At 57.7% G+C, this 26,547-nt stretch carries 22 protein-coding genes and 5 pseudogenes; 13 read left to right on the top strand and 14 right to left on the bottom strand.

Annotation, left to right across the window (positions count from 1 at the left end; all coding sequences use genetic code 11):
* The first annotated feature begins 1,092 nt into the window (after positions 1-1,092).
* The 3 genes from ATY75_RS21575 to ATY75_RS21565 all read left to right on the top strand — a co-directional run bounded on the left by ATY75_RS21575 (position 1,093) and on the right by ATY75_RS21565 (position 2,387).
* Positions 1,093-1,284 carry a hypothetical protein gene (locus ATY75_RS21575; protein WP_009986110.1) on the top strand — a complete coding sequence of 64 codons (192 nt, stop codon included), beginning with the start codon at positions 1,093-1,095 and terminating at the stop codon, positions 1,282-1,284.
* 72 nt (positions 1,285-1,356) lie between these two features.
* Positions 1,357-1,920, top strand: coding sequence for a DUF4142 domain-containing protein (locus ATY75_RS21570; protein ID WP_088939122.1), 564 nt, complete (start codon positions 1,357-1,359; stop codon positions 1,918-1,920).
* A gap of 83 nt (positions 1,921-2,003) precedes the next feature.
* Positions 2,004-2,387: a response regulator gene (locus ATY75_RS21565; protein WP_088939121.1), complete on the top strand. Its 384-nt coding sequence runs from the start codon at positions 2,004-2,006 to the stop codon at positions 2,385-2,387.
* Positions 2,388-2,397: 10 nt separating this feature from the next.
* Here the strand turns inward: ATY75_RS21565 and ATY75_RS21560 are convergent, their stop codons facing one another.
* Positions 2,398-2,814: a response regulator gene (locus ATY75_RS21560; RefSeq protein WP_190241402.1), complete on the bottom strand. Its 417-nt coding sequence runs from the start codon at positions 2,812-2,814 to the stop codon at positions 2,398-2,400.
* Positions 2,815-3,478: 664 nt separating this feature from the next.
* Between ATY75_RS21560 and cphA the strand changes: the two genes are divergently transcribed.
* From cphA to ATY75_RS21540, 4 genes are all read left to right on the top strand, one after another.
* A complete protein-coding gene (gene cphA / locus ATY75_RS21555; RefSeq protein ID WP_088939119.1) occupies positions 3,479-6,262 on the top strand; it encodes a cyanophycin synthetase in 2,784 nt (927 codons plus the stop codon).
* On the top strand, positions 6,262-7,131 hold the full coding sequence (locus ATY75_RS21550; RefSeq protein ID WP_088939118.1) for an isoaspartyl peptidase/L-asparaginase family protein: 870 nt from the start codon (positions 6,262-6,264) through the stop codon (positions 7,129-7,131). The genes cphA and ATY75_RS21550 overlap by 1 nt, the downstream gene beginning before the upstream one ends.
* A complete protein-coding gene (locus ATY75_RS21545) occupies positions 7,124-7,954 on the top strand; it encodes a cyanophycinase (RefSeq protein ID WP_088939117.1) in 831 nt (276 codons plus the stop codon). Before ATY75_RS21550 ends, ATY75_RS21545 begins: the two co-directional genes overlap by 8 nt.
* A gap of 402 nt (positions 7,955-8,356) precedes the next feature.
* The gene (locus ATY75_RS21540) at positions 8,357-9,625 is read left to right on the top strand and encodes a DUF892 family protein (RefSeq protein ID WP_088939116.1); all 1,269 of its coding nucleotides are present in this window, start codon (positions 8,357-8,359) and stop codon (positions 9,623-9,625) included.
* A 509-nt stretch (positions 9,626-10,134) separates the two neighbouring features.
* Here the strand turns inward: ATY75_RS21540 and ATY75_RS21535 are convergent.
* Positions 10,135-10,470: pseudogene (locus tag ATY75_RS21535) on the bottom strand (glycosyltransferase); the annotation flags it as partial.
* A 381-nt stretch (positions 10,471-10,851) separates the two neighbouring features.
* On the opposite strand from ATY75_RS21535, the gene ATY75_RS21530 reads away from it, so the two are divergent.
* Positions 10,852-11,208: a VOC family protein gene (locus ATY75_RS21530; RefSeq protein WP_088939115.1), complete on the top strand. Its 357-nt coding sequence runs from the start codon at positions 10,852-10,854 to the stop codon at positions 11,206-11,208.
* Between the two features lie 466 nt (positions 11,209-11,674).
* Here ATY75_RS21530 and ATY75_RS21525 read toward each other — a convergent pair whose 3' ends face one another.
* Positions 11,675-12,928 (bottom strand): divalent metal cation transporter, encoded by a 1,254-nt coding sequence (locus ATY75_RS21525; protein ID WP_245317612.1) that lies wholly within the window; start codon positions 12,926-12,928, stop codon positions 11,675-11,677.
* Positions 12,929-14,034: 1,106 nt separating this feature from the next.
* The gene (locus ATY75_RS21520; protein WP_088939114.1) at positions 14,035-14,304 is read right to left on the bottom strand and encodes a DUF982 domain-containing protein; all 270 of its coding nucleotides are present in this window, start codon (positions 14,302-14,304) and stop codon (positions 14,035-14,037) included.
* Positions 14,305-15,638: 1,334 nt separating this feature from the next.
* On the opposite strand from ATY75_RS21520, the pseudogene ATY75_RS34105 reads away from it, so the two are divergent.
* The 4 genes and pseudogenes from ATY75_RS34105 to ATY75_RS21500 all read left to right on the top strand — a co-directional run.
* Positions 15,639-15,760: pseudogene (locus ATY75_RS34105) on the top strand (IS256 family transposase); the annotation flags it as partial.
* A 404-nt stretch (positions 15,761-16,164) separates the two neighbouring features.
* Entirely contained in the window at positions 16,165-17,028 is an 864-nt protein-coding gene (locus ATY75_RS21510; protein WP_190241401.1) for an SDR family oxidoreductase, read from the top strand.
* A 5-nt stretch (positions 17,029-17,033) separates the two neighbouring features.
* Positions 17,034-17,303: pseudogene (locus ATY75_RS35155) on the top strand (patatin-like phospholipase family protein); the annotation flags it as partial.
* Positions 17,304-17,412: 109 nt separating this feature from the next.
* A pseudogene (locus tag ATY75_RS21500) lies at positions 17,413-17,676 on the top strand (GXWXG domain-containing protein); the annotation flags it as partial.
* A gap of 24 nt (positions 17,677-17,700) precedes the next feature.
* On the opposite strand, the pseudogene ATY75_RS35150 reads toward ATY75_RS21500, so the two are convergent.
* From ATY75_RS35150 to ATY75_RS21480, 4 genes and pseudogenes are all read right to left on the bottom strand, one after another.
* Positions 17,701-17,793: pseudogene (locus tag ATY75_RS35150) on the bottom strand (succinate dehydrogenase, hydrophobic membrane anchor protein); the annotation flags it as partial.
* 58 nt (positions 17,794-17,851) lie between these two features.
* Positions 17,852-18,034 (bottom strand): hypothetical protein, encoded by a 183-nt coding sequence (locus ATY75_RS21490; RefSeq protein WP_088939112.1) that lies wholly within the window; start codon positions 18,032-18,034, stop codon positions 17,852-17,854.
* A 323-nt stretch (positions 18,035-18,357) separates the two neighbouring features.
* Complete coding sequence (locus ATY75_RS34100; protein ID WP_143535333.1) at positions 18,358-18,681, bottom strand: hypothetical protein; 324 nt, start codon at positions 18,679-18,681, stop codon at positions 18,358-18,360.
* Complete coding sequence (locus ATY75_RS21480; RefSeq protein ID WP_088939111.1) at positions 18,674-18,865, bottom strand: hypothetical protein; 192 nt, start codon at positions 18,863-18,865, stop codon at positions 18,674-18,676. The genes ATY75_RS34100 and ATY75_RS21480 overlap by 8 nt, the downstream gene beginning before the upstream one ends.
* A gap of 294 nt (positions 18,866-19,159) precedes the next feature.
* Between ATY75_RS21480 and ATY75_RS35480 the strand changes: the two genes are divergently transcribed.
* Complete coding sequence (locus tag ATY75_RS35480) at positions 19,160-19,294, top strand: hypothetical protein (protein ID WP_280950610.1); 135 nt, start codon at positions 19,160-19,162, stop codon at positions 19,292-19,294.
* A 148-nt stretch (positions 19,295-19,442) separates the two neighbouring features.
* Here ATY75_RS35480 and ATY75_RS21475 read toward each other — a convergent pair whose 3' ends face one another.
* The 6 genes from ATY75_RS21475 to ATY75_RS21455 form a co-directional block, all read right to left on the bottom strand.
* On the bottom strand, positions 19,443-20,306 hold the full coding sequence (locus ATY75_RS21475; protein WP_245317611.1) for an NAD(P)H-hydrate dehydratase: 864 nt from the start codon (positions 20,304-20,306) through the stop codon (positions 19,443-19,445).
* Between the two features lie 11 nt (positions 20,307-20,317).
* Positions 20,318-20,533: a hypothetical protein gene (locus ATY75_RS34090; RefSeq protein ID WP_143535332.1), complete on the bottom strand. Its 216-nt coding sequence runs from the start codon at positions 20,531-20,533 to the stop codon at positions 20,318-20,320.
* Positions 20,464-22,566 (bottom strand): S8 family peptidase, encoded by a 2,103-nt coding sequence (locus tag ATY75_RS21470; protein ID WP_143535331.1) that lies wholly within the window; start codon positions 22,564-22,566, stop codon positions 20,464-20,466. The genes ATY75_RS34090 and ATY75_RS21470 overlap by 70 nt, the downstream gene beginning before the upstream one ends.
* Positions 22,567-22,576: 10 nt before the next feature.
* The gene (locus ATY75_RS21465) at positions 22,577-23,509 is read right to left on the bottom strand and encodes an ATP-binding protein (protein ID WP_088939126.1); all 933 of its coding nucleotides are present in this window, start codon (positions 23,507-23,509) and stop codon (positions 22,577-22,579) included.
* Positions 23,510-23,826: 317 nt separating this feature from the next.
* Entirely contained in the window at positions 23,827-24,918 is a 1,092-nt protein-coding gene (locus ATY75_RS21460) for a UvrD-helicase domain-containing protein (protein ID WP_088939109.1), read from the bottom strand.
* Positions 24,911-26,512: an AAA family ATPase gene (locus tag ATY75_RS21455; RefSeq protein WP_088939108.1), complete on the bottom strand. Its 1,602-nt coding sequence runs from the start codon at positions 26,510-26,512 to the stop codon at positions 24,911-24,913. The genes ATY75_RS21460 and ATY75_RS21455 overlap by 8 nt, the downstream gene beginning before the upstream one ends.
* Positions 26,513-26,547 lie beyond the last annotated feature (35 nt).

The raw sequence follows: 26,547 nt of genomic DNA, 5'->3' as shown, positions 1-26,547 counted from the left end.
GCATCCAGATCGTCGGAGCGAAGCGCAAATTCCCCGAAATCGGCGAGGACTTTCTGACGCTTGATTAACTGCCCATGATCCAGCACTTGCTTCCTCGGGCCTGTCATTTGAATTCCCCCGAACATCCTTATAGACGATCAGTTCCCGGCGATGCGCGGCCAGCAGCTGGCATCATTCACCTGGAAACTGATTTAGCGTTGGGACGGGATTTAGCTAGTTAGGGACGGAGGCCCTCCCAATCGTATGGCCACTGAAGCCATCGTCTTAGGAACTTACTCAAGGTTATCTGCCCGAGATAAGCGAGCGTCGCCAAATCTGCGGCGACACAGCTGTCCAGTCTCCCCGCACCCCATCTACAATCCAGCCTCCTCCCTCGCCGACCTTGGTGAACCCAGACGCCGCGGCGTTGTTACACGCTCGGACCGCACGAAAATTAGTCTCCTGTACGCTGCGCCCCATATGGCAGTGGTCGTGCGGTCCACCACCCCTAAATCATTCGATCTCGCTATTGGTAGGAACTTGCGGGAACTCTCGACACTGACAGTGGTTAGGCGCTTGGATTGTTGGACAGCGCAAGCCCTGCACTCTTCGCGATCCACCCCTCCGCGGGGGTTCGGGCCGCGCAGTGGCAAGCTTTGGTCCCTTCCCACTTCGACCGCTGCTGCGCGGCCGTCTATTCATTTAGCTTCAGCGAAACAGTCGACGAGTTCTCCCGCTTGCGATAACTCCAAGGCTGGAAAGCTGCGGAAATAGTCCCGCCGATTTCTCGAAGATATCGAGATCGAACTTAGCATGAGAGAGGCTATCCGGAAAGCACGAGGCTTTTGACCTTCTCATCATATCGAGGAACCCGAGCGCAAGACGGTGGCGATCCGCGCCATGACCGCCACCCTGAAGCACTTGGTACTGCACTGTCAGGGATCCTGCCCTTCTCCTCAGTAGTGAAGATGGCATACTCCAGCGTGCGGCTGACGGAGGGTCTGAAGATGTCGCGACTACGCAAGGAGAAGAGCAAAAAGGGCGGCTAACTCTCGTAATGGAACTCAACGTCCCTTAGGACATTTCTTGCACGCAAATTTGGAAATGAAAAACATGGATCAGATTGTCATGTCAGATACGACCCCAGCAGCAAGCCGCAGGGCTGCTCGTATCTCCAGAGGCTACAGCCTGGAGGAGCTTGCAATTGCGACCGGACTTACGGTGGCGGAAATCGCCGCTGCCGAGGAACCTGGCGAACCGGTGCCGGAGCATCATGTCGAGCGCATCGAGCACGTTCTTGCCTAGCTGAAGGACGTCACCGGGAACTTCGCGGCGGCCTTGAAGTTATCGAGGCCGCTCAACAGACCGGAGATACCCATGAACCGCCGTAAGATGCTGACGGGACTCGCAGCCGCAACCGCGCTTCCCACCCTTTTGTCGTCCACTTTCGTCCATGCTCAATCGCATTCCCCCGCCATGGGCGACGCTGAAAAGAAACATGCGGAAGATACCAAGAAGGTCGGCTCGCTGTCGCTGGCCATAAGCCGCGTCGCGACCGAAAAGGCGTCCGACGGGATGGTGAAGTCGTTTGCAAAATGGGAAGTCGCTGAGCAGGAGACCATCGCCGATATCCTGAAGTCCATGGAGATGGGCGGAAAGGCGGAGGGAGCGCTGAAGCCGCCGTCGGACGACGAAGTGGCCAAGATCCTCGACAGCGATGGCAAGGCTTCGCTGGACTCGCTGAAGGCTGCATCCGGAGCCGAATTCGACAAGGCGTTCGTTACCGCCCAACTCGAAGGCCATAAGAAGCTGCTGGCGATTCAAGAGGGCTACCTCAAGATCGGCCAGGATCGCGAGCATCTGAGCCTTATGAAGCTTGCACGTGGCCAAATTAAGGAACATATCGACCACCTCGACATGCTAAAGTCGAAGCTTGGTTGAGGATCACGTTCGGTGATGACGGATGGACTGGCACCGGATCTTTCTCCGCCTTCTCGGAACCTGTACATCCTGGGAGCACGCGCGTGAGCTTCTCTGATCTGGTGGGCAGACGCGTCCTCGTCGTAGAGGATGATTACGATCAAGCCCAGGACATGGCGCGCGCGATCGAAAAGCATGGTGGTGACGTCGTCGGTCCCTACCCCGATATCGAGGCAGCTTTTCTGGCGCTCGGAAAGGCGGCGCTCGACGCCGCTGTGCTCGACATTAGGCTTAATGCCGAGGACGTATTTCCACTTGCGGACGTTCTTCGCGAAAAAGGCATCCCCTTCTTCTTTGTTACCGGGTTCGACAGGGACGTGCTGCCGAAGCGGTTCCGCAAAGAGCAAATAATCCGGAAGCCGATTGCGCCTTTCGAAGTTCTGATCGAGGTGGCAATAAGAATCTCGCGTAAGGCGTCGCGACATTGACAGAAAAAATTCAACTATCCGGCCTCTTGGTCGGCCGGCGCGGCGGGAGCTCGGACCGAAGTTGCGCGATCGCAAGCGCCAGGGCCGTTGGGGCGTCCCTTCCGACGAATGGCTTCAGGTAATGCGGGACCAATTTGAACCGCGGCGGGATCATCTCGCGATCGTAACCTGTCAGAAAAATGAAAGGGATACCGTCGCGACAGAGGCTTTCCGCAACGGTAAACGAGGTGACGTCGCCAACTTTGACGTCGAGAATAGCAGCGTCGATCACATCCCGCCCGCAGTACTGCAGCGCTTTTTCGACCGTCGGGAAAGGGCCGATGACATCGGCGCCGTGCTCCATTAAGGCGTCGGCGATCGTCCGAGCTTGAAGGTATTCGTCCTCGACGACGAGGACTTTCTTGCCGTTGAGGTTTCCTTGCGACATCAAAGACATCCTCCTGCTCCACCAACCTTTGAAAGCCGTGGCGGTTCCGCATTCACTCGGCTTTCGAGCCGGGCTCGCTGCGAGGCAAGATTACTCCCGGTGGCCCGCCGGAGCAATTGTGGTTCCCGTACACAGGCATAGCGACTTGGTCTGAAATCGACCCTCTTGAACGAGATCGAACTTGCGACCTAGTCGTATCTGAGAATGTTGAGCTGCATGCGATTGATTCATGGCAAGAGGGGCAAGACCAGCCGGGCCATCGTTTTTGGTTTCTTCGTAACGCACAAACGCATCAGAAAGTCTTACCGGGGAACGGTGTGTCGCGTCGCTTGTCGCTCGACCGCCAATATTAGACCGTCCTCGGGGAGCGGCGTTAGTCGGATCGGCAAGTTCCGACAGACGGCCTTGCTTAACATTCTCGGTCGAGCCGTCTCGCCATTGTTCAATCTCGGCCCGTCGACCTCCGCGTTTTCGAAGTAATCGGCCTGAGCTCACCTCGCACTGGAAGAGGCTGGATCACCTTGGCATGAAGGGTCGGCCGCTGTGCAACAATCCCTCATTTCGAGAGAGTGCGGTCTCGTACAATCGCGGAACCACTACGGTGGGAGAGCGGTTGTCGTGGACCGAAGCGACCCGTGCCTTATTCAACACCTGGAGGAACCGCATGAACCCCCTCAACACCGTCACGAGCAAGCGGGCGGTGAGACCCATGGATGTGCGCGAAGCCGCCGTCTATCGCGGACCACATCTTTACAGTCGAACGCCGATGATCCGGATCCAGTTGAACCTGGGCACCTTGGAGCAATATCCGACGGACCGCCTGCCAGGATTTGCGGAAACGCTGACACAGCTATTGCCCGGGCTGCAGGGCCATGGCTGCTGCTATGGAGAGCCTGGTGGATTTCTCCTCCGCCTACGGGACGGCACTTGGCTGGGGCATGTGGTCGAACATGTCGCGATTGAACTGCAAAACATGGTCGGAGCGAACGTCGCCAGAGGCAAGACGCGTTCGGTATCCGGCGAAACCGGCGTGTACAACATCATGTTTGCCTATCAGGACGAGGATGTCGGCCTTTTGGCCGGACGTTTTGCCCTGGAACTGGTCGATAGTCTGCTACCCCCCAAACTGCAGGGTGTATCGGGTGCCGATCAGATCGCGGCCTCTTCACTGGAAAGCTTCGAGCTTGCCGGCGCGCTGAAGGCGCTACGCTCCCTTCATCTGAACCGGGCGTTCGGCCCGACCACCGCATCGCTCATAAAGGAGGCGGAGTCACGGGACATTCCCTGGCGTCGCCTGGACTCGAGCAGCCTGGTGCAACTCGGCTACGGCAAGCATCTCAGACGCATCAGAGCGAGCTGTAGTTCGCTGACCTCAGAAATTGCAACGGAGATTGCCTGCGACAAGGATCTGACGGGCAGGCTGCTGCATGAGGCGGGGCTGCCCGTTCCTCGAAGCATGATCGTCGAAGATGCCGATGCTGCCGTGCGAGCTGCACGTCAGTTGGGCTTCCCCGTTGTAACCAAGCCAGTCGACGGCAACCATGGCCGAGGCGTCGACGTTGGCCTAACAAGTGAGGACCAGGTGACATGGGGTTTCCTGCAGGCGCAGGCCCACAGCTCGTTGGTCCTTGTCGAGCAGCAGCTGACCGGCCTAGATCATCGGATCCTGGTCGTGGGCGGGAAAATCGCGGCGGCTGCCAAACGGGTTCCTGCCCATGTCATCGGCGACGGCCGATCGACGATCCAGACGCTGATCGAGCAGGTAAATCTGGATCCCCGGCGCGGTGAGGGGCACGAGGCGGCTCTCACCAAGATCGTGGTGGACGACTGCCTGGTGCATTTCATTTCCCAGTCGGGGCTCGACCTATCGAGTGTGCCGGCCAGGAACGAGCGCGTAGTTCTGCTTCCGACAGCCAATCTGTCAACCGGCGGCATCGCCGTCGACTGCACGGATGACATTCATCCCGACAATGCGTTTATAGCCTGCCGCGCCGCCCAGATCGTCGGCCTCGACATTGCCGGCATTGATTTTATCGCCCCTGATATCGGCCGCTCAGTCATCGAAACCGGCGGCGGTATTATTGAGGTCAATGCGGGGCCTGGTTTTCGCATGCATCTTTATCCCTCCCAGGGACGACCCCGCAATGTCGCAAAGCCCGTTCTCAACCTTCTTTATCCGGAGGAGGCGCCTTCGCGCGTGCCGATTTTCGCCGTGACGGGCACGAATGGCAAGACCACAACCGCCCGTATGCTCGCCCATATTCTTTCAGCAGACGGCCGGAAGGTGGGGCTGACGACGAGCACCGGCATCTATATTGACGGCCGGCTGACCACGAGCGGGGACTGCACCGGCCCGAAAAGCGCCCGCCTCATCCTTTCCGAGCCGACCATCGACGTGGCGGTGCTGGAAACGGCCAGAGGTGGCATCCTGCGCGAGGGCCTGGGCTTTGATGGCTGCCATGTCGGTTGCGTAACGAACGTTGCAAGCGACCACCTTGGCATGCAGGGCATCGAGACTGTCGAGGATCTGGCTGGCGTCAAGTCTGTCGTCGTGGAGTCGGTCCGGCGGGGTGGATGGAGCATTCTGAACGCCGACAACAGCCACACAGCCGCGATGCGCGAGGAGGCAGGCGGTGAACTGTGTTACTTCACGACGCAGCCGCAGGATCGTTGGCCGGATTTCCTCAAAAGTCACGTGCGGAAAGGCGGCAGAGCCGTCGTCTGCGAGCTGGCGTCGACGCGAAAGGATATAGTGCTCTTCGATGGCGGCCAGATGATCCTGGTCACGACCGCAGACAACATCCCAGCGACGCTCAGCGGGTTGGCGGGCTTCAACGTCGAGAATGCGCTCGCTGCGGCGGCGATGGCTTATTGTGGAGGTGTCGCGCTGCCGGTCATCCGCCGGTCGCTGGGCAGTTTCGGGACGACATTCGAGCAATCTCCAGGCCGGCTGAACATCATCGAGAAGGATGGATTCAAGATCATCGTCGACTATGCGCATAACCCAGAGGGTCTGCGCGCTCTGGGCAGCCTGATTGACAAGCTCAAGGGGGAACATGCTCGCTGTATCGGCGTGATCGGGATCGCAGGCGACCGAAGAGACCAAGACATAGTTGAAATGGGGACGCTCGCCGGCCGGCTCTTCGATAGGCTGATTCTGAAGGAGGATGATGATCCGCGCGGTCGCCCAGCCGGCGAGGCGGCCGCCATTCTAATGGAGGGAGCCCGCCGCGCAGGAACACCATTGGCGGACATGGAGATTGTTTTGAGCGAACGCCGTGCGGTCGACAAAGCTCTCGCTCAGGCATTGCCGAATGATCTCATCGTTATTGCCGCCGACGACATCGGCCGCGTGTGGCATCAGGTATCGCGTCCTGCCCGTCGTCGGAAAAAGGGAGCCTTCGTGCAAACCGAACAGGCTTTGACGAGCGAGGCGAGGATATCTTGATGTGGTCGATTATTGTGCACGGCGGCGCCAAAACGATCGAGCAGGAGGACGCGTCAGCAAATCGTGCCGGGTGCCGTGCGGCGCTGGAAGCGGGTGCGGAAATCTTGAAGAATGGCGGCAGCAGCATCGACGCAGTCGAAGCCGCCGTTCGCGTTTTCGAAAATGATCCGACCTTTAATGCGGGCTATGGCAGCGCGCTCAATATCGACGGCGAGGTCGAGATGTGCGCAGCGCTGATGGAGGGAACGAGCTTCAACGTCGGGGCGGTCGCTGTCGCCAAGGGCGTGTGCAACCCAATCTCGGTCGCGAAGGCGATGCTCTATGAGGAGCCCGTTCTGATCGCTGGGGATGGCGCCCGGGCGTTCGCCGCTGAGGCGGGAGTTAGGCTCTGCCACCCGGACGCGATGATCCCCAAGCCGAAACGGTCGGCGAAAGAAGAACGGGGACACGACACGGTCGGCTGCATTGCTCTGGATGAGAGGGGTCGCCTCGCGACGGCGGTATCCACCGGCGGTCTCGAGGGCGCGCCGATAGGCAGGATCGGGGATTCACCGCAGCCTGGCTGCGGCTTCTACTGCGATGACAATATTGGCGGAGTCGTCTTTTCCGGTGACGGGGAACAGATTGCGCGGATGATTCTGGCGTCGCGGGTGATGCAGGCGCTGGAGGATTTGTCGCCCGATCAGGCTGTCGAGGCAGCGTTGGCTCATATCGAACGCATCGGCGGAGAGGCAGGTGGGATCGTCCTGGCGCCGGACGGAAAGTTCGGCTGGGGTCATACCAGCGAGGATTTTGCAGTCGCTATCGCAAGCAGCGCCAGTCCCGATCCAAAGGTCTATCTGAGGAAGGGGGAAGCGAGCCATGGCTAAAGAAGGCAAGACAGGCAAATCCGGCCGCGGCACCTTGATCATCATTGGCGGTCACGAGGATCACGAGGGCGACCGGGTGATTCTAAAGGAGGTGGCCAGCCGCATCAAGGACGGGAAACTGGTGCTGGCAACGGTCGCGTCGCACGAACCCGACGGTTATCTGGAAAAATACCGATCTTCCTTTGCCGACCTCGGGGTGACTGATGTGACGGAGCTTTACATCGATGAGCGCGACCAGGCGGCGATGAACGAGAAACTTGAGAGCCTGAGGCAGGTCAGAGCGGTTTTTTTCTCAGGCGGCGATCAGCTGCGCATTACGAGCCTGATCGGCGATACGCCTATTTATCGGCAGATCCATGAGATCTTTTCCGGCGGCGGGGTTATTGCAGGAACCTCGGCGGGCGCGTCGGCGATGAGCGAGACGATGCTGGTGCGCGGTCGCAACGCCTCCTCCTTTCGCATCGGCGATATCAGCATGGCTACCGGTCTGGGGCTTCTCCCGAACGTGATCATCGACCAGCATTTCGCCGAACGTGGCCGGATCGGCCGGCTGATCGGTGCGGTTTCACAGAACCCGCGCGTGCTCGGCATAGGAATCGACGAGGATACGGCGATCGTCGTTCAGGGCCAGCAGTTCCGGGTGATCGGCAGTGGAGCCGTCTATCTCGTCGACGGCGGTGATGTCACGCATTCGAACATTGCCGAGGCTTCTCCGGAGGAAGCGCTTTCGATCTATGACCTCAGGCTCCACGTCTTGAGCGCCGGCGATCTGTTCGACCTCGAAACGCGTCGACCTGTCCGGGAGCCGCATAAGGAAAGCTGATCGCGCGAGTCCGCCTCCTCTTGGGACATGCCGCCCTTCATCAAGGATAGCGGAGCTATCGTCGACATCGGCACCTGCTGCGCGCTTGGATGGATTGGTCAGTCGCTGCCTCTAGGTCTTCGCTGCACCGGCTAGTGCTTGCGTGGCTTCACCGACCATCGCGGCCCGACGTCCTTAACGAATTCTCGGTTGCCCAAGTGCTCGCCTTACCGATCATTCCAAGAGCGGACGACGATGTGGTGTTCAGACGCGACCTGCGGCAGCCACGCTCGCATCAGACGCTTCCGATCCCGAATGAAAGGCGCTTAGGAGTTACGCCGCCGAGGGCCAGGCCTAAAGCCAAAAACGTGGAACATTCCTTCGACGAGCAGGTTAGGGGCTTTTCAACCCGGAGGACACGCAATGTACCACCACGTCAAGAAGCTCATGTATACCGTTCGGGTTGATGAGCCCGATCCAAAATTTGGCAACATGCTCCTTGAGCAGTTCGGTGGCGCAAACGGTGAACTTGCCGCTGCAATGCAATACTCCATTCAAGGCCTGAATTGTGAGGATCCCGGACGCAAGGACCTGCTGATGGACATCGGCACGGAAGAGCTCAGTCACCTCGAGATCGTTGGGACCTTGGCGAGGATGCATCTGAAGCCGTTGAAGTCGGTCAGAGAGGAGGCGGAAGCCGATCCGCTCATCGCCATTGCCGGCGGCGGTGGTGTGAACCTCTTCAATTCGATGGGAAATCCTTGGACTGCTGATTATCTCAAAATTACAGGCGAGTTGGACGTGGATCTGCGGAGCAATATCGCCGCGGAAGCACGCGCCAAGATCGTCTACGAGCGCTTGATCGATTTCTGCCGCGATCCGGGCACTAAGGATGCCCTGCAGTTCCTGATGACCAGGGAGATCACCCACATGCGCGCTTTCGCCCTGGCCCTTGAAAGCATGGGCAAGCCGCCGCTGAGCGTTGGCAGGATTGCGCCGACCGCAGGGCTGGTCGATCAGTTCTTTAACGATTCGACGGGAGAAGGGGATCTCGGTGAAGTTGATACCCGCGGTCCCTGGAATGAAGGCGAGACTTGGGAATTCGTGCAGGCGCCGGCGTTCCAGGATCTTAGGGGAACGGAGAATGCAGGCACGAAGATCCGCGCTCAAAGCGCTCCTCCGGAAGGATCGGAAGCCATCCAGGAGATCCTCGTTGATGAACTCCGTGACCTGCTGCATGCGGAAAAGCAGCTATTGAAGGCGCTTCCGAAAATGCAGAAAGCCGCGCGTACCCAGCAGCTCCAGACTTTGTTGCGCAACCATCTTGCCGAAACGGAAGGCCAGGTCGATCGCTTGAATGAATGTCTGCGCATTCTCGGCACGGCCGCTCGCGCCAAACCGTGCAAGGGCATGGCCGGCCTGGTAGAGGAAGGCGAGGAAGTGATGGCGGAAGGCAGCAAGAAGGACGACGCGCCCGCTGATCTGGCTTTGATCGGAGCGGCGTTGCGGGTCGAACATTACGAAATTGCCGCCTACACCACGGCTCGCAACCTGGCGCTCCAACTTGCGCAACCGGCGGTCGCTCAATTGCTGACACTGTCGCTGGGTGAAGAGCAGAACGCGGGCCAGTTGCTGGATCAGGTTGCCCAACCCCTAATGTCGGCTGCACGAATGCCACGGAGCGTCGTTTGACGTGGGAAGCGGCTGGCAAGGCATGGTGGCTGCTGGAAGTGGCACCGGCGATCCGACTCCCAATAGTTCCGCACAATCCGGGGCGGCCAACGCTTGCTGAAGTATTTCATCGTGGTCGACAGGATCAGGGGTGCTCCGTGAAAAACACAGGCTTGCCGCTTCGGCGGGCCTGTGTGCCCCAATACCATAGCGGTCTAGCTTTGAGTTGATGCAGGAGAACACGCTCGGTCGCCTCCCGCCCGTAGCCTGAGCTCTGCGCCGGCGCGTCGTCACTCGCTATGTTTTCAACCCCGGTTTCACCCACTCCAGGAGCAAGTTTGGCGATCGGCCGTCAGGCGGAACATCCTCAATGACACTGTACCGGAACCTTGCCTGCTCTTGATTGTTAAAACGGTAGGAAAGCACGGTTGTTTGTTCCTCCCGTGTCGATCCCCAGACTTGCCCCGCCTCGGCGGGGTTTTTTCGGAGAGATCGCCGCGGAAGCAATGGTCGACTAATCTTGAGTGAGCGCCACCTGCTACATATGAGCTATCAAACCACCAATCTCGAGCGCGACATCACGACGGACAAGAAGCGAGCTTCCGTTGCCGACATATTTGAAAGTCAGATGCCGGGCGAATACATATCCTCTCGCCACGTTGGGGGCGCAGGAGCGAATAATTTATCATCATGACTGATGATTTGATGCAGAACATAAATCGCAGCCCACGTGGGGAAGCGATCGAGCACATTACCTGCTTTTCGATTTTCGTCTGATGCCAGAGGTCGTCAGCGTCAAGGAATGCCACGAATCGACCTGCCGATTCCAGGAGGCCGGTATTTCTCGCTGCGGTAACGCCGCGGTTTGAGGCCAAGAACGAAATCACCCGGCTTGATCAGAAGGAGCCGGAAGAGATCGACACACCGCGCCGGACTAGTTGCAGACCAGATCATGTTGTCGACGTTTAACCGTTCAAGCTCATCCTGCCATCCCACGTCGACTGCTCGACTTGCGCCAGAACAAATAGTTCAGCCGCGAAAAGCGATGCTTGTTCGACAAACGCACCGTCCTCCTGGACTGGCTATCGCGGCTCTTTCAACCGCGATCTGCAGCGCGTCACCCGGCATCGAAATCATCTTTGGTGGAGGCGGCAGCAAGGGTCTGCTACCATTTGACCTTCAGCGCTCGATCACGCAATCGCGGTTTTCAGCTTACTGACAATCATACTTGTGACGGAGACACACCAATGAGAATCCAAGGAATCTATGCCGCGCTAGCAACGGCAAGCATGGATCGTGCTGAGCATTTTTACACGCGGCTTTTCGAACGGGAGCCTGATGATCGTCCAATGGACGGCTTGATCAAATGGCGGGGCATCGCAGGCGCGAACATACGGATTTTCTACGACAAGGAACATGCGGGGTCAGGCAGACTGACCGTGGTCGTGCCGAAGATCGATGAAGCCCGCAAAACCCTTGAGGAAATGGGCTTAAAGCTCACAGGTGAATTAGAAGGCGACTACGGACGGATCGCACAACTTGCAGACCCTGACGGAAATCGCATCACTCTTGCAGAACCGCCCTCGCGATCCTTCAACAGTTAGACTCGCGGCATCCATGCCCGTTCCGATCGCCAAGCGCGCAGGTCCAATGCGATCCCGGCTGGCTCTACAGGCCGACCTCGACGCAATCTGTCCCAAGCGCACGCGGACAACCTTGATCCATCAATTGGCCCCTACCCCAATTCCGGCCGCACTGCTCCGACGCAGATTTGCGATCTCGAGCTTCGGGTGCCGGATCATTGACTAGGGCGTCGTCACCACGGCGCGCACATGCTCAATTCCGGGCCTCGGCGGATGCGGCATCCGCTTCGGACGACCCAAGAGCGGCCTGCAGTAAGCTATCACTGATAGCAGCGTAAGCATCCGGCGAAGGCAGGTTTCCTGGCCACTTAGTTCTCCGTGACCAATGGAGAGTGCCGCGATAGGCGCGTCTGCCCGCTGATCTGGCGTACGCGTCAATGCCAAGGAGGGCTTGTGGTTCCTTTAGAGCAATAGCATGCCGAGTGTGCTAAGTGCCATAACCACCGCCGTGAAGGCGCTTACGTAGACCATCCAGCGGGGGGCTTTGAGCTCTCCCATGATGGCTGGATTCCTCGCCATCAAGACCATAAGGATGATAATCGGCGTGGCCAGGACGCCGTTCCACGACCGCGCTCCAGAACAATGCGCGGATCGGATCGAGTCCCAGCATTGTGACTGCGACACTGCCGAGCGTCGCGATAACGATGGTGGCATAGAAAGCCTTAGCGTCCTTGAGCTTCTTGTCTAGACCTTCGGGCCATCCAAAGCATTCGGCAACGGCGTAAGCCGCCGAACCCGCCAGAACCGGGACTGCGAGTAGCCCCGTGCCAATAATCCCTGCCGCAAAAATTGCGAACGCGAAATCCCCTGCGACAGGTTTGAGCGCCTCAGCTGCCTGTGCGGAGGTCTCTATTTGGGTGTCGCCATTGGCGTGCAACGTCGCGCCGGCCGCGATGATGATGCACAAAGCAACGATATTCGAGAATCCCATCCCCACTGCGGTGTCCATTCGGATGCGGCCGAGTTCAGGCCCCGCCGCTTCCGGATTCCGCCGTAGCCGGGCAAGCTTCCTGTTCCTCAGTTCTTCCACCTCCTCACCTGCCTGCCAGAAGAATAGGTAGGGGCTTATCGTGGTGCCGAGGATCGCGACGATCGCGGTGAAGTGGTCGCCATTCAGCTCGAATGTCGGTATCACAAGCCCACCGAGCGCCTTACCCCAGGGCACCTCCGCCGCAAGAACCACCGCGACGTATGCAAAGAGCGAAAGCGTCAACCACTTCAGGACATTGACGTAAGCGGGGTAGGGTACGAAGACCTGGATCGTCGCGCAAAGGACGCCAAACAGCAAGGCGTAAGCAACCTCTGGCCCACCTACCAGGAGCCGGAGCGCTGCCCCCATGGCGGCGAGATCCGCACCGATGTTGACGAAGTTCGCCGTGAACAATAGGGCCATAGCGCCGTAGGCGAACCAGCGGTGGTAATGGAGCTTGAGGTTCTTGGCGAGCCCCTTTCCTGACACGGCCCCGATGCCCGCGCTCAAACCTTGGACGGCCGTCATCAGAGGATAGCTGAAAAGCATGGTCCAGCCGAAAGCAAAGCCGAACTCGGCACCGACCTGACTGTAAGTTGCGATGCCGCTGGGATCGTCGTCGGCGGCTCCAGTGACCAATCCCGGGCCCAACGCCCTTAGAATGCTGGGGTCTCGTTTTGCGGATGTGTTTTCGATGGGCGATGATACCATGAGAGAAACCGCGAGCAATTGTGGATGAATGCCGGAAACTCGATGCTTGTTCCCAAGCCACCCTTGGCATCATCAAAATAACTGACGCCGCGAAGCAGTATGCGCTGACGAACAGCGTCGCGGTATAGGCCTACCAACCGTCAAAAAGACCAAAGCGGCGAAGGCCTCCTCCATCCTCCCTTGCCGGCCACAGAGCCTTACGTGATGCACCAATTCATCGTGCCCAGACTGTCCACAGTCGCGCTACTTCCCGCTTATGGTGCCGTGGAACCCCGGCGATGAGGTCGGTGTCATTCGGTCCTCGGTCAGGCCCAAGGGGGCGACCAATGGATTGATTAGGTTTCGTGTTTTGAACGGCTACAGGAATGCCCAATAGCCCTGCAACTAACGCCGGCACTCATGGTTCGACGCCAGAGATGAACTCGAGAGGAGACCGAGATGAGACTGGTGCCATTCCAATAAGGGTCATAACCCCGCCATGGTGCTCAATAATCCGGAACAGGTTGTGCAAGAATTCGCCAACAGCACCCACCTCCATGCCGTGCGCCGCAACAGGATGGCGCACCAAGTTATCATCCCGTCAGAAAGACGATCGATGAGGTCGTTAAGAAGCTAACCGTCTAGTATGCGAACGACAGGAACTTCTATAGTCGACCGATCTTATAGCTCGTATGCGCAATACAGATCAAAAAGCCGCGAGAGGCCTGATCAAATACGTGCTGACCATCTTCGTTGTCGCGATAATGGTAGCGGTGGCGTATTTGGCTTTCTTCACACCTGGACAAGCATAAGCTGAATGCCCGCAGGTCGGGAACCGCAGCCGACTATCCTGGTGCCGGATCCAGTGGCTTTGCCGCCACATGGAGCAGGATGATGAGCGAGAATTTCAGCCCTTAGCGATGCAATCGACTACCTGAAGGCATTTGACCATATCCTGCTTGGGATTTTTCTCCACATCCGCGCTCACGGTCGCGACATGCCGTTGGATCGTGACAGTATAGCGGAGCTGATGCGGGAGCCCTGAATATGACAGAACCACAAACGTGGTATCTACAATCCGACTACTTCACGGCGCGGGCAGTGATCGCATTTGTCTGATCAGTGAGCTAATTGGTGAACGCACGAATTGGCTGAGTTTCGGCCAGCATATCGGCCTTTTTCAAGAAGCGACGAAAATTCTCCGCAACGGCGCTCACCGGAAATCTTCCAGCGGCAGCTTCGCGACACGCTTTGTACAAGGTCTCGTACGCCAGTCCCCGCCGCTCTTGCGGCCAGCTTTCCAGGTATTCTAGTACGTCGTCTAGGGTTTTGACGTCTTTAGTGAGATAACCGCGTTGAACGCAGATGGCGCGATTAAATTGAGCAGTTGGTGTCATTCTCGGTGCTTCCTCCTACGCGGAACTTGGGAAAACGATGCGAGGCATCTGAAAGGATAATCACCCGAAGGGTTGCTATCGGTTTCATATGCGCGAAGTCCTGTTCTTCATAATGTTCAGGAGCTCGTTCTTTCTGGTTCTTCCGACCGCGGCCACCGCCACGCTTTCTACAGGGCGTGGCAACGCAGGTCCTCCAGCCTAAGAGCCAATAATAGTCGGCCGCCCAACATACAGGAGAACTAGATGCTCAGGGTGATAGCAACAAACAGTTGAGCGGCCTCACATTCAATACCAAAGAACAAGAAACGTTGTTACATTTATTATGCTGCGCCGAACTTTTGTCCTAAATCGCACAGTTTAAAGAGGCGTTTTACGAAGGATAGATTCCTTAAAATATTATAATGACAAATAGCGCATGTTTTCATAGATCTCTAACGTACAAGCCGACGGCTCGCCTCGTCCATGCAGCTTCTTTCATCACCGGACGTCGCACGCGCCGATAGCTGTGCGCGCGGATTGCAGGCTTCGTTTGCAGAAGAGCGTTACGACCGTAGTGGCCGGAGCGGTAGCCGCGCCGGTACCGGTCTCTCGTCAGCAATGATTCCGAGATGATCATGGTTAATCCGATTCGGTCGGCGTCGAACTTAACTGAAGGCATGAAACGCCTTGCCAGCCTGTATTGGCGAAGCCGCGCGAACAGCCCGTCCTGCTGAGACCACAAAAGCGGGGCTGAAGCGTTCAGCGCTGCGGAGCGGCAATCAACGCTAGGTCACAGTATCAGTTGAAGATGAGGCTCCACCATCCGTACGTTGACGCGATGGCGTTCAACGCGCAAGCCCCCGCTGCGGACCAGCGCGTCGGGTTAATGAGGACCAAAGCCGCCGAAAGAAGCGCTACCGCCGACATCGCTGAACTCATTTTCAAAGCCCCCTATCCGTCACATGTCCCATACTCCATCGCGTTGCCTAACCTGCGGATAGGCGCAGTGTTCCGCCTTGGCATCTTGAACAGCCTGAGATTTGTAAACACCTTTTTTCAGAAAGCTTCTCCCCCCATTCCCGGAAAGCTAAGGTCACTGACAATGACGTCGGGCACCTCTGCCTCGATCAGGCGTGGTGCCTCTTCGGCCGACCCAGCCTTGCGGACGGAATGCCCAAGCTCTTGGAGCATATCGACCGTTGTCATCATGATCAGGGCCTCAGTGTCGCGCAGTAGTCGCTGACAGCGACTATTTTTGGTAGTGTGCGGAAGATTCTGCAAATTTCGCCGAGAGGGTCGGCCATGGCAGGCTGGTGATGTTCAACGTCACCTGATTTCCTGGAAGGAACGCCACCATGACCAAGACTGAAGATAAGACTGCCGTTGGTGCCGTCAAAGATATTTTGCTTTCGAACCCGATGCGCTGCCCGAGGTGATCCGTGCTGTCATGGAGGAGGTACTTGAAGCCGAGATTGATTCAAGATCATACTCGACTATGCGCATAACCCAGAGGGTCTGCGCGAACTTCCATGTCCGCTAATGGGGTTCCTGCGCGACCGGCTCCCTCCATTAGAATGGCGGCCGCCTCGCCGGCGGGGCGACCACGCGGATCATCATCCTCCTCGGGATGCCAGTCGTCCTTGTGAACGAAGACGCGGCGGTTCGAAATTGAGCCGTCGGAGCGTTCGGGTATCAGTGCATGAAGCATAATGGACTAAGCAATAGAGGAAATTGAAAACGCCAAAAGCACGTTGCAAGGGGTGCAACTTTGAGAAGCGCCAATGCGAGAAATAGTTCCTCTGCCTCATCGGCGATTTGCTACGGAACCTTGTGCCCTTCCCAAGGTTTGCAGCCCGCTACAATCAAACCAGGAGCTTTGCCATGACCGACATTCGTCGCCCCTCCCCTCCCTACGGCGAACAGCAGCAGGAGCCGCCGGGCGAGACGGCGCTGATGGACCCCATCCCCGATCACGGCGAAAAATCCTACAAGGGGAACGGCAAGCTAGAAGGCAAGGTGGCCTTGATCACCGGCGCCGACTCCGGGATCGGCAAAGCGGTGGCGATCGCCTTTGCCCGCGAAGGCGCCGACGTTGTCATCTCCTACCTCAACGAGGATGAAGACGCCCAAGATACGGCTAAATGGGTCGAGGAGGCCGGACGCAAAGCGCTGGTGGTGCCAGGCGACATCAAATCCGAGGGCCACTGCAACACGCTCGTGCAACGCACCGTCGATGAGCTCGGTGGTCTCGATATTCTGGTGAACAACGCCGCCTTCCAGCGGACCTATGCCGACATCGCCGACATTACAGCCGATGAATGGGACGAGACGTTCCGGACGAACATCTACGCGCCCTTCTTCCTGTCGAAGGCAGCGGCTCCGCACATGAAGCCCGGCAGCGCGATCATCAACACCACTTCGATCCAATCGCGCCAGCCGTCGCCTCAACTCCTTGCCTATGCGTCCACCAAGGGAGCGGTTTCGAATTTTACGGCTGGGCTCGCGGAAATGCTCGCCGAAAAAGGTATCCGGGTGAACGCGGTGGCGCCAGGCCCGATCTGGACGCCGCTGATCCCCTCGACCATGCCGGCGGAAAAAGCAGCCAAGTTCGGTGAGCAAACGCTGCTGAAGCGAGCCGGACAGCCGGCGGAGCTCTCCGGCGCATATGTCCTCCTGGCATCTGAGCTTGGAAGCTATATGGCCGGCGCGGTCATCCCCGTCACAGGTGGCGAGATCATGATTTGACGGCCATCAACGCCTCATCGGAAGTCTGGCTCTGCCTGTCGGGAGGCAATGCCCTGGGCGCCTACCACGCCGGGGTGTATCGCGCCCTGCACGCAGCGGGCATCCGCCCCAAGCGTGTTGCAGGGACATCGGTCGGCGCGGTCGTCGGCGCGTTGATCGCCGGAAACAAGCCTGAGGACCGGCTAGCGCGTCTGGATGAGTTTTGGCAACTGGCCGCCAGCGATGTTGCCATCGCTAATTTCGCCCACCTCTGGGACGGATCAAAGATTATGAGTTTGGCGTCACAGGTTAGGTGTGGGAACGGGAATTGCATTAATAAACCTAGAAATCTCTTTCAGCGAAAGGCTCCACGTGACCGAGTTAGTGGCAAGTGATTCAGGTAAGATTGATCAGGCTTCTGCCGCCGCCTGGTTCCGCACGCTTCCCCCCGTGCGCCCTACGGAGATGGCTGGTATTTGGCGAGGAGAGGGTATTTCATCAGGTCATCCGTTGGATGGTGTCCTGGAGAACTTGAACTGGTTCGGTAAACGATTCCACGCCGATTTCCGGGCCGACGCCCTCCTGTTCCAGTGGCAACCGGGCCGTCTAGTTCCAATCGAACCGTCAGTCTTTCCGATCAGACTCGTTCTTCGCTTCGCAAGCTTCGGTAATCATGTAGGGGGTCAAGATTCCTAGAGCAACACCGGAGGCCTGTTTCAGAACATAGCTTCTGGTTCCCCCCTTCGCCGATCCCAATCCTCTGACGCGCCCCAATGGTGTGGTCATTACGGCCCCCTGTTTTCCATCGCCTCTCTCGCACGCCGGTTGCATGTGACGCGAAGGTCTATCGGTCCTGCTGATACCCCTGATGGGTCGTGTTGACCTTGCTGTTGCCTTGTTGCCCCATCTTATCGGGATTGTCCGCCGGATCTTTCGGAGATTTCAGATTAGCTGGCTGTTCTGGCGACGAACCGGTCCCTTTCGGACTGCGGTTTTCATCTGGAACGGGTGGCGGTCTGCTGCTCATGTCTTCACCTATCAAGCTGGCTCTTTGTCGGCTTCATGATCATGAAGCTGTTCAGTCTGGATTGGCTTGCCGTCCAATCCCCGTTGGCGCGAGTGCTTCGCCTTGTCGCGGTTGGAAAGCACCATTTTTTTCGGGAAGTACGTCCTGGTCGAGTTCAGTCATCGCACCTGTTCCGTCCCCTTTCCCTGCGATCCCGAACCAATGGGCTTTCGATCAGCGTTTGCCATGTTCGACTCCTTTATTGACCGTGGCCTCGCTAACTTGCCGACACGTGGAAAGTTTCCGAAGACCTTTGGATTTTCAGCTGGAGCAAATCTATCGAATCAAAAAATGTTTTCTTGACGGCTGCCCCCGATCTTCACCCATGTTAATGTCCAGCGGTTGTTGAGGTCGGCGCTTGATTTGTAGAAGCCTTGGCCCTCACACTGCATCAGCAGGGTACGGGCGACAATTTCTTTTGAGGGCGAGGCCCCAGGAAGGTCGGAGCCGTCGAGATAGCTTTCCGACTCGGCTAGGCTGCCAATCTTCTCGGCGGTCGGGTCTGCCCGATACTTTCCAAGCGTATATGGCCATTGTGATCCATAGGTGGGAAGTTTCGACAGCCGTTCAAAGAGGCGACATCTACACCTTGGGTCGGGGTCATTCATCACGATCTTCGACACCCGGGATTACCGATGCAAAAGTGCTGGCGCGTCCCTTGGATACGAAGACATCTCCTTGAACCCCCTCTTTGTTCATGTCGACCTTCTCAAGGTCCAAAGACTTTCGCTCTGGTCTCCGGGTCGCTACAGCGGGAGTTGGGACCGGCTTGTTTTCATCGAGTTCAGGCATTAAGGTATCCTCCTGGTGGAGGGCCGCTAACTGGATCGCAGTCTGGAAGTTCCGGGCCGCTTCACGTCCGTCGGATAGCGTACAGATGGGTGCCGTCCTGCCGTGCGCACGTTAACGATCCGCGTTGAACACAGTCCTATCAAACGTCTCAGCGGGAGAATGCCGGTAGCCTAACCTATCGCGCTTAACCTAGCTCCCGGAGGGCTCGGCTCGCTCGATGCAGCACCCGCTCCCAATCCACTCGACTACGACTGCTGACAATGTTTCAATGATGTTCGATCGGGAGCGCGATAGATGGTTTACGAGTGGGATACGCGAAAGGCTCGCAGAGCTTACATCTTGAAAATCCTTGCCGCGTGGATCGCGGCAATTGTCGTCGCAAGCTTTCCCGCTTTGCTGCTCGTCAACGCGATGGCGCTTGGCAACTGATCTCGCCCGCGGCTCTGTTCATTGGATCACGGCGCAAGATCATACAGATCGTTCCTGATGGTGGTTGCGGCCACGCCGGCCTGCCCCATCGTGTGACTGATTTGCTCCAGGCCGACCACCATGTTTGCTGCGGCTGCGCGCGCTCGCCTTAAGGCTGTTCGCTCATCAGGTTCGGTATCAGGTCGGGGATCTCACGAGCGAGAAATCCGAGGGGTCCGACCTTCATTGCCAGTTGCGAGCCTGCTTCGCCGTGAAGAAAAACACCCCACATGGCGGCGGCCACCGGTTCCGCGCCACGCGCCGCTAGTCCGGCCACGATCCCGGCGAGAACATCACCAGAGCCGGAGGTCGCCAGCCCGACACCGCCGCCTTCGTAGCGCCAGATCCCATCCGGTGCGGTTATGACCGTCTGGCTGCCCTTCATGATGACGATAAGGCCGAACTCCTCCGTCAGACGTGAAGCCGCCAACGTGGGATCGGCCTCGACGGCCGCTTTGTCTACGCCCAACAGGTTCGCCATCTCTCCCGCGTGAGGGGTGATGATGACTCGGCCAATATGCTTTTGCAGACCCTCGCCGAGCTCGGTGATCCGCGGCGGGGCGCCGGCGTCGACGACAATGACTGCTTCGCCGCTACTATCGAGTAGAGATTTCAGGATCTCGTGGCCATCCTCCTCTTCCACCATTCCCGGTCCGACGAGCAAAGCGTGCGCGCTATCCCAGCGTGACGCCATGGACGCAACAGGGCTATATAGCAGTCCGCCAGCTGGCGTCTCCGGCACGTCGATGACCAATGCCTCGGGCATTGCCACGGCCAAAGCTCCGGCGCGGCTTTCAACGGTGACAATCTGAAGCTTTCCAGCACCGGCCCGCATGGCGCCCAGTGCGGCCAGGAGGACGGCTCCGGGAACTTCTCTGCTGCCGCCGATGATGCACACCCGCCCCCGTTCTTCCTTGCTGCATTCCAAAGGTTGCGGCAAAGCCAGAGATTTAAGGAAGTGTGCGTCGATCATCTGCGTGCTCATCATCGAGCAGCCACGTTGGCATCTGTTTGAGCAGTCACCGGCGCTCCCGCTTCGATAAGCGGCGCGACAAAGTTATACCGTTTCAGGACCAGGCCGCCTCCGACCTCGTTGCCGGCGTCGGCAACGTATTCGGTCACACCACAGTTCACCACGTCGCCTTGCCGATCGATCTCCAGGATCTGCTCCTCGGACAGATTCTCGATGATGTAACGCATGCACAAGACGACAACCTGGTTTTGCCGCGAACCAGATGATATCCCATTTTGATGCCAGCATATTCCTTCCGGCTGTTTCTCACCGGCGGGTCAAAAGCGAGCGAGACCTTAATGTGTCTGCGCCCCCTGACAGTCTGAAAGTCGGTCGGGATCGGGATTTCGTAGACGGCAAAGCGATCCACCGGTAGGCTATCTTCAATTGCCATCACTACCCGATGATCTTCTGATGCGCTGGCAAGGTTGATATCGGCAACGCCATAGCCGGCATGGCGATAGCTTTCTCTTCCGGTTCCGACGGTCACCCTGTCGAGGAGCGCCGGCGGATGGTCGGTACTCAAGCCAATGAGGGCACGAATAAAATTCGCGCTACGATCTGGAAACTCCGATAGAACCATCGCCACCTTGAAGGCTGCGACCGGGGCGGCGAACGACGTACCGTGGCGATAGGTCATCAGACTCTGAAGATAGTTCGCGTTGAGCGTCAGCACACCGCAGCTTGGCCGATCTGCAGACAATGTCGATGCGTAGCCCAACCAGACGGCAGTCCCACCATGTTCGACCAGATCCGGTTTGATGCTGTCGGCAAATCCCGGACCTGATCGACTGAACGGAGAAGGATGATGCGTCGATGTCAATGCGATTACATCGACGTTTTCTTCATCGCCAGCCATCAACCCATTTGAATGGGCCAGTGAACCAACAACGAGCGTATTGAGCGCGCTAGCTGGCTCAAACAGGCGGTTGTCAGCGTCACGCAAATACTCCGGATAGATCGCAAGGCCTTCATTCTGCAAGCGGGCGCTGACGTCAGAGACGTTCCCGGCGGACACGACAACAATAATACCCAGTTCGCGCACTAGGTTATCGAGGACCATCGCCCAGTTCGATGGCCTTCCGCCCACGATATGCTCGTTATCCGCCAGCGAGATGTTGATCACGCGACAGCCATACTCGCCATGGAGCCGTCTGATCGCTTCCTCAATGATGTCGGCGACCGTGCGATCATCATCAAATCTGCCATTCCCGTCTACGACCTTGGCGCTGGCGATGCGAAACCTTGGCGTGAGTTGCTGTTCGTCCAGATGCGTGGACAGCGATCCGTAGGTTGCCAAGGCCGCCACCGACGTTCCATGTCGCTTCTCGTCATCCACCCCAAGCCAGTCAGGAACCCCAAACGTGCCTGCGACGACGCCGGCAAGAATGGGATGGGCTGCCATGATGCCAGAATCGATAATGCCGATGCACAAACTGCTTGCAGGCGGCGGCTCCAGTGGTGGCAGGACCTCGATCGTCATATCGGCAGCTGGGTCCGGTGCAAAATCTGGCTGAGCGGGAAGGTCGATCCACGCGACCTCGTTCATCGCCAAGAGGGCCTTTAGTCCAGCGCCGGGCACTCTGACCCTGGCGATGAAGAGTCCGGCGCCGCGGTAGCGGCTGAGAAAGTCGCCCCCGTGCGTTTCCGCGGCCACCCTGACGCGCTCGATATAGATTTCCCTGAGCATCTCGTCATCGACGTCCCAAAGCTCGACGTCGATAAGGAAAGTGCCTCCATCCGGGATTGCCGCAAGCGAATCGAAGCCATTGCGGGTGAGAGCGCTGCCGATCCGGTCCGATGGATCCAGCTCGGAAAACTCTTCGATAGCGTCGAAGAACCCGGCATGGGTTGCAGATTTTTGGCCGGCCGGGATGTCCCCCGTATATTGAGCTGAGCGAGCGCGGACCTGAGAAAGCTGCCGATCCATCGAGAGCGCCACGGTCGCTGTATCGTCCCGCTGTGCCAGGATCGTCAAACCATTGGCGGCCAATCCGTCTTCACTGATGTAGCCATTCGTAGTGATTTTTATGATGATCGCCGGATCTTCGGCCGGGTCATTGCGCTGCGCCTTGCGCGACACCAGTTCGATCAGCGAGGCCTGCAACTTCGAGCCATGCACACGGTGATCGCGATCTGGGGAAGAAGGGAATCCGGGGCGTTTGCGCCGCTCCAATGAACCCTCGAGGCGGCGGAGTGGAAGGTGCGGACGGCGAGCCAAGCGTATTCCCTTATTTAATGGAGACGCTCAGCTTATCTTGAATCTCTTTGCGACGTCGATCGGAATTTACTGCATATTCGACATCGGCGTCGGCGAGTTTCTTGCGCTTTTCCATGATTGCGTGACGCATGGCAGTAAAACAGATCCGTTCCACATCCGCATGGCTTCTGCCGACCAATTTGCGACCGATGTCTGCGATGTCGAATTCGACGCCGAAATTACGAACCTTGAATTTTATAAGCCGCCGGATCTCGGAGGCGTTGGGACGATTGAACAGGACCACTTCGTCGAATCGGCGAATGATCGCGGGATCGATCGTCGCCTCAAGGTTTGTGGCTGCTAGAATGAAGCCCCTCCCTTTGAAGCGTTCGATCATCAAAAGCAGATTGTTGACGACCCGTCGCATCTCATTGTGTTCTGTCGGGTCAGAGCGCATGCGTGCCAGGGCATCAAACTCATCGAGGAAGAGAACCGACGGCTGCCGCTCCGCAGCGTCAAAGATGCGGCGCAGGTTTGACGCTGTTTCTCCAAGCATCGAGCCGATCAGCGCATCGAGCTTGGCGACCAGGAAGGGGAGACCGAGTTCGCGTGCCAGCACTTCTGCGGTGATTGACTTTCCACACCCGGGAGGGCCGCAGAACAAGAGCCGCGTTCTCAAGGGCAGACCGTGGCTTCGGATTGTTTCACCTAACCGATATTCGCCGGCGATATCGTAAAGAACTCGCGAAACCTCGGTGGAGAGAACTAGCTCCTTGACGTTTCGCTGCGGCTCGACGAGCTCGAGGAACTCTGCGGCTCTACCATTGACGGACGAGCCTCCGGCAAACGCTTGGCGGGGAAGCGCCTCGCCACCACCGGCAAATCGCGAGCGCGAGGCAGACAGTGGTTTGAGTGCTGAGGTCTTGGCAGTCTCAGCAGATGATTTGGTTTCTGACCGCGACATGATCACCTCTTGTTCCCTCAACCGTATATGAGGCTACGGCAAGGTTCAACTCGCACGGCCCCTCCTGTTGGGCGAGATAGCGCTGCCAAGGCCTATGGAGCATCATTTCTTGTGGGAATTTTCACGGCCCTTGCTGGTGCGAGGATTGACTCGAGCGAAAGCCTCAGGCGTCTGGTGGTCGATCGGTTCCTCGTGGACTGATGCTCATGACCAGTCCTCGTTTTATGCCAAAGCTGGACTGACAGTGCTTGTCGGGGCCGGGTCAATGGCGAAAAATTACATAAATTCTAACTATGCCCTAAACCGGCTAGGACGACCTATGCTTCTTGTTTGGCCGCCGTTGGATTCCAGAAGGGCAACGAAGACGAGCCTGCCTTATCCAGGACAATCGCAACGCTCTGCTCCGCTCTCGTAACTGCAACGTAGAAGCTGGAAGCGGAATTTGCCTCTAGATAGGCACCAGTCGCGATGAACTTGGCGATGGGCGCGGTCGGGACTATAAGGACGCGTTCATACGTCATGCCCTTTGACACCTTGAAATTGAGATAGTTAAGATCGAAGTTCTTGCCTGAATTTATGCTGTGTCGCAAGCACTGCGGCTGGAAGTGACGAACGTATTCGTTGACGTGCTTTGTCGATACCAGAAATACGCCGTCGTGATCCGTAACTGTTCTGTTTTCAGACTGCGTCTCGGGGAACTTCCAAGACGGATCGAAGATGCTGTCAGAGAATTTCGCAACGACGGGATGGCACCGCCAAGTCGTCACGCTCTCCACGATTTCGAGCCGCCCCTTAGCCTGACGCTCGCGTGCCCACTTGATCGACCCCGCGTACGAATATTTTGCATTCTTGGAACTACGCGGATTTGTCGCGAGCACCGACTGACGGATGTCGCCGACCATGCGAACGTCGATCGAAGAATCGAGCAGCACGTCGATGATTTCCCAATCATGAGCGCTGAGATCCTGAACTTCATCGATCAGGATTTCGTCGTAGATGCACTCCAGCCTCCTCAGAAGCGTCCCCTTACTCTGGGCAACCAACTCGTGAGCGAGGCGACCAAGTTCACATCCGTAAGCAGCACCGCTGGCGTCCAAAAATCGACCAATGCCGGTCGACATGCGATGGGGACGCCCATCGAAATTGAAGCCTGTGACTCGTTTCCCGGCGAACTTGAAGGGCACGAAGGGCCTAGCGAAATGTCGTAGGAGGAAGGTGAACCAGCCCATCACTTCGACATGATGGTGGTCACCTGCGAACCGCTTCAGCCGACTGATCAGTTCTTCTTGATTGGCCTGCGTGTAGGTCAAGACCAGCACGCGGCGCTCGCGCGGCACTGAAGCGCAGTACTCAACGATGCTTTGTGTCTTCCGAGAGCCTGCGACCGCAAGCGTCAGATGGTTAGCCATGTGCAAACTTGACAGCTTCCAGCATGTACGTCGGCGGAACAATCTTTTCGTCTGAAGCGCTGATTCGAAGAGCCGCCTCGGTCTTTTCTCTGGTCATCCATTTCAGCAGGTCTGCATGATCGGCGATCCCAAGAATGTCTCGCAGCAACACTTCACCGGTGTGGTGGATCAGTTGTGGCTCAAGTGTCTCACCGTGGGCGACCTCCCCGATGAACAGTTCACGCACGCCTTTCTTGAGCCACTTGTCAACAGGACCGCGAAGCTCATCTGGGTCAATGCCATCGTTGTCCCGCAAAGCTGTTGTTGGCTTGCCGAGTGCGGCACAGAGCTCCAAACCGCGAGCCAGCGAGAGGCCGCGCATACTCAGCACGTCGATCCCGCACGCCATCGGACGCTTCCCATAGCAGTCATGGAAAATCCGCTCGAACACGATCTCGTCGGACGGTCCTTCTACCAGAACGATCTTGTCAGCAAGGACGATGCGCAGCGTGTCATATCCGGGAAGTTTCTTGAAGTAACTGACTGTCTCCGGGTCGAGCGTCGAGAGCTTGGCCGTGACATCATGGCCCATCAAAAGAAGAGCATCCAGTCCCAAGCGGTTGAGCACGAATGAGCTGTGAGTAGTAACGAATAGCTGTTGCGACTCACCTGAAAGTGACTCGATCCTCGAAAGCAGAGTGGCGAGGCTGGTGTGTGTTAAATGGTTCTCGGGCTCTTCGACCATGACGAACTTGGTGCGCCCGGCGTGCCGGTTCATCGCGAGCGAAATCTTGATTGCCGATTGCTGCCCCTGACCAGACATACTAAATGGAACGTCATCCACGTGCGGGGTGACGACACCTTCCCACGAAGTTCTCGCGCTTTGATCCATTGCAAGAGCGATCGGCCGGTTGTGCAGGGTCGCGTGCATGGAACTCATTCTCGTATTGACGGCGTTCAATGCAGTGTTGGACATTGAAGCCTTTACACGGCGGTATTCAAGCGAAATCTGCGCTCGCTCCGCGGGCTCCAGTTGGTCGCCGAGGATTTGGCGCATGTGATAGTCGATACCAGACGAGGTCCGGACGGTGTGCGAGTTAATCACTGCAGTGGCCAAGACCTTCGGCCGTGTCGTCAGTTCCTTGTCTGCAAATGACCGCCATTCACAACGGTAATACTCGACCGGGAGAAGAGATGTCGGAGCCCTGGCCCACTCTTCCAGTTCTGCCGCGTAGTCCGGGTTCGCCGAAATCCGCATGCTTACGCCAGGACATGCTGTAGTCGGCACATGCGTGTTAATTGCACCGCATAAGATCTGCAGTTCCGGAAGATCCTCGAAATATAGCTCAATCAAAATCTCGGGAAAACTGACTGGTAAACCGCTGACTCGCTTCTTGATGAACTCGTCAACCACGAATGTGTTGAACCAATGCGGGTTCAGTTCCTCGGAGACGCTGCGACCGTTGATCCGGCCTGTGAGCGCGAGGGCGACAGCTTCCATTAGCGTTGACTTGCCAGACTCATTGGCTCCAACAATCAGGTTGAATTTCCGGTTCGGCTCGACCGAAAAATTCTTATGTATTCGGTAACCTTGGATCTTGATTTTCCGAATCATCCAACCCCCCCCCTCGATTGCCGATTTTTATAGAG

The organism is Rhizobium sp. N122, assembly GCF_002211295.1.
Lineage (GTDB): Bacteria > Pseudomonadota > Alphaproteobacteria > Rhizobiales > Rhizobiaceae > Rhizobium.
The sequence above is the reverse complement of the archived record's forward strand: the minus strand, read 5'-3'. Positions and strand labels throughout refer to the sequence as shown.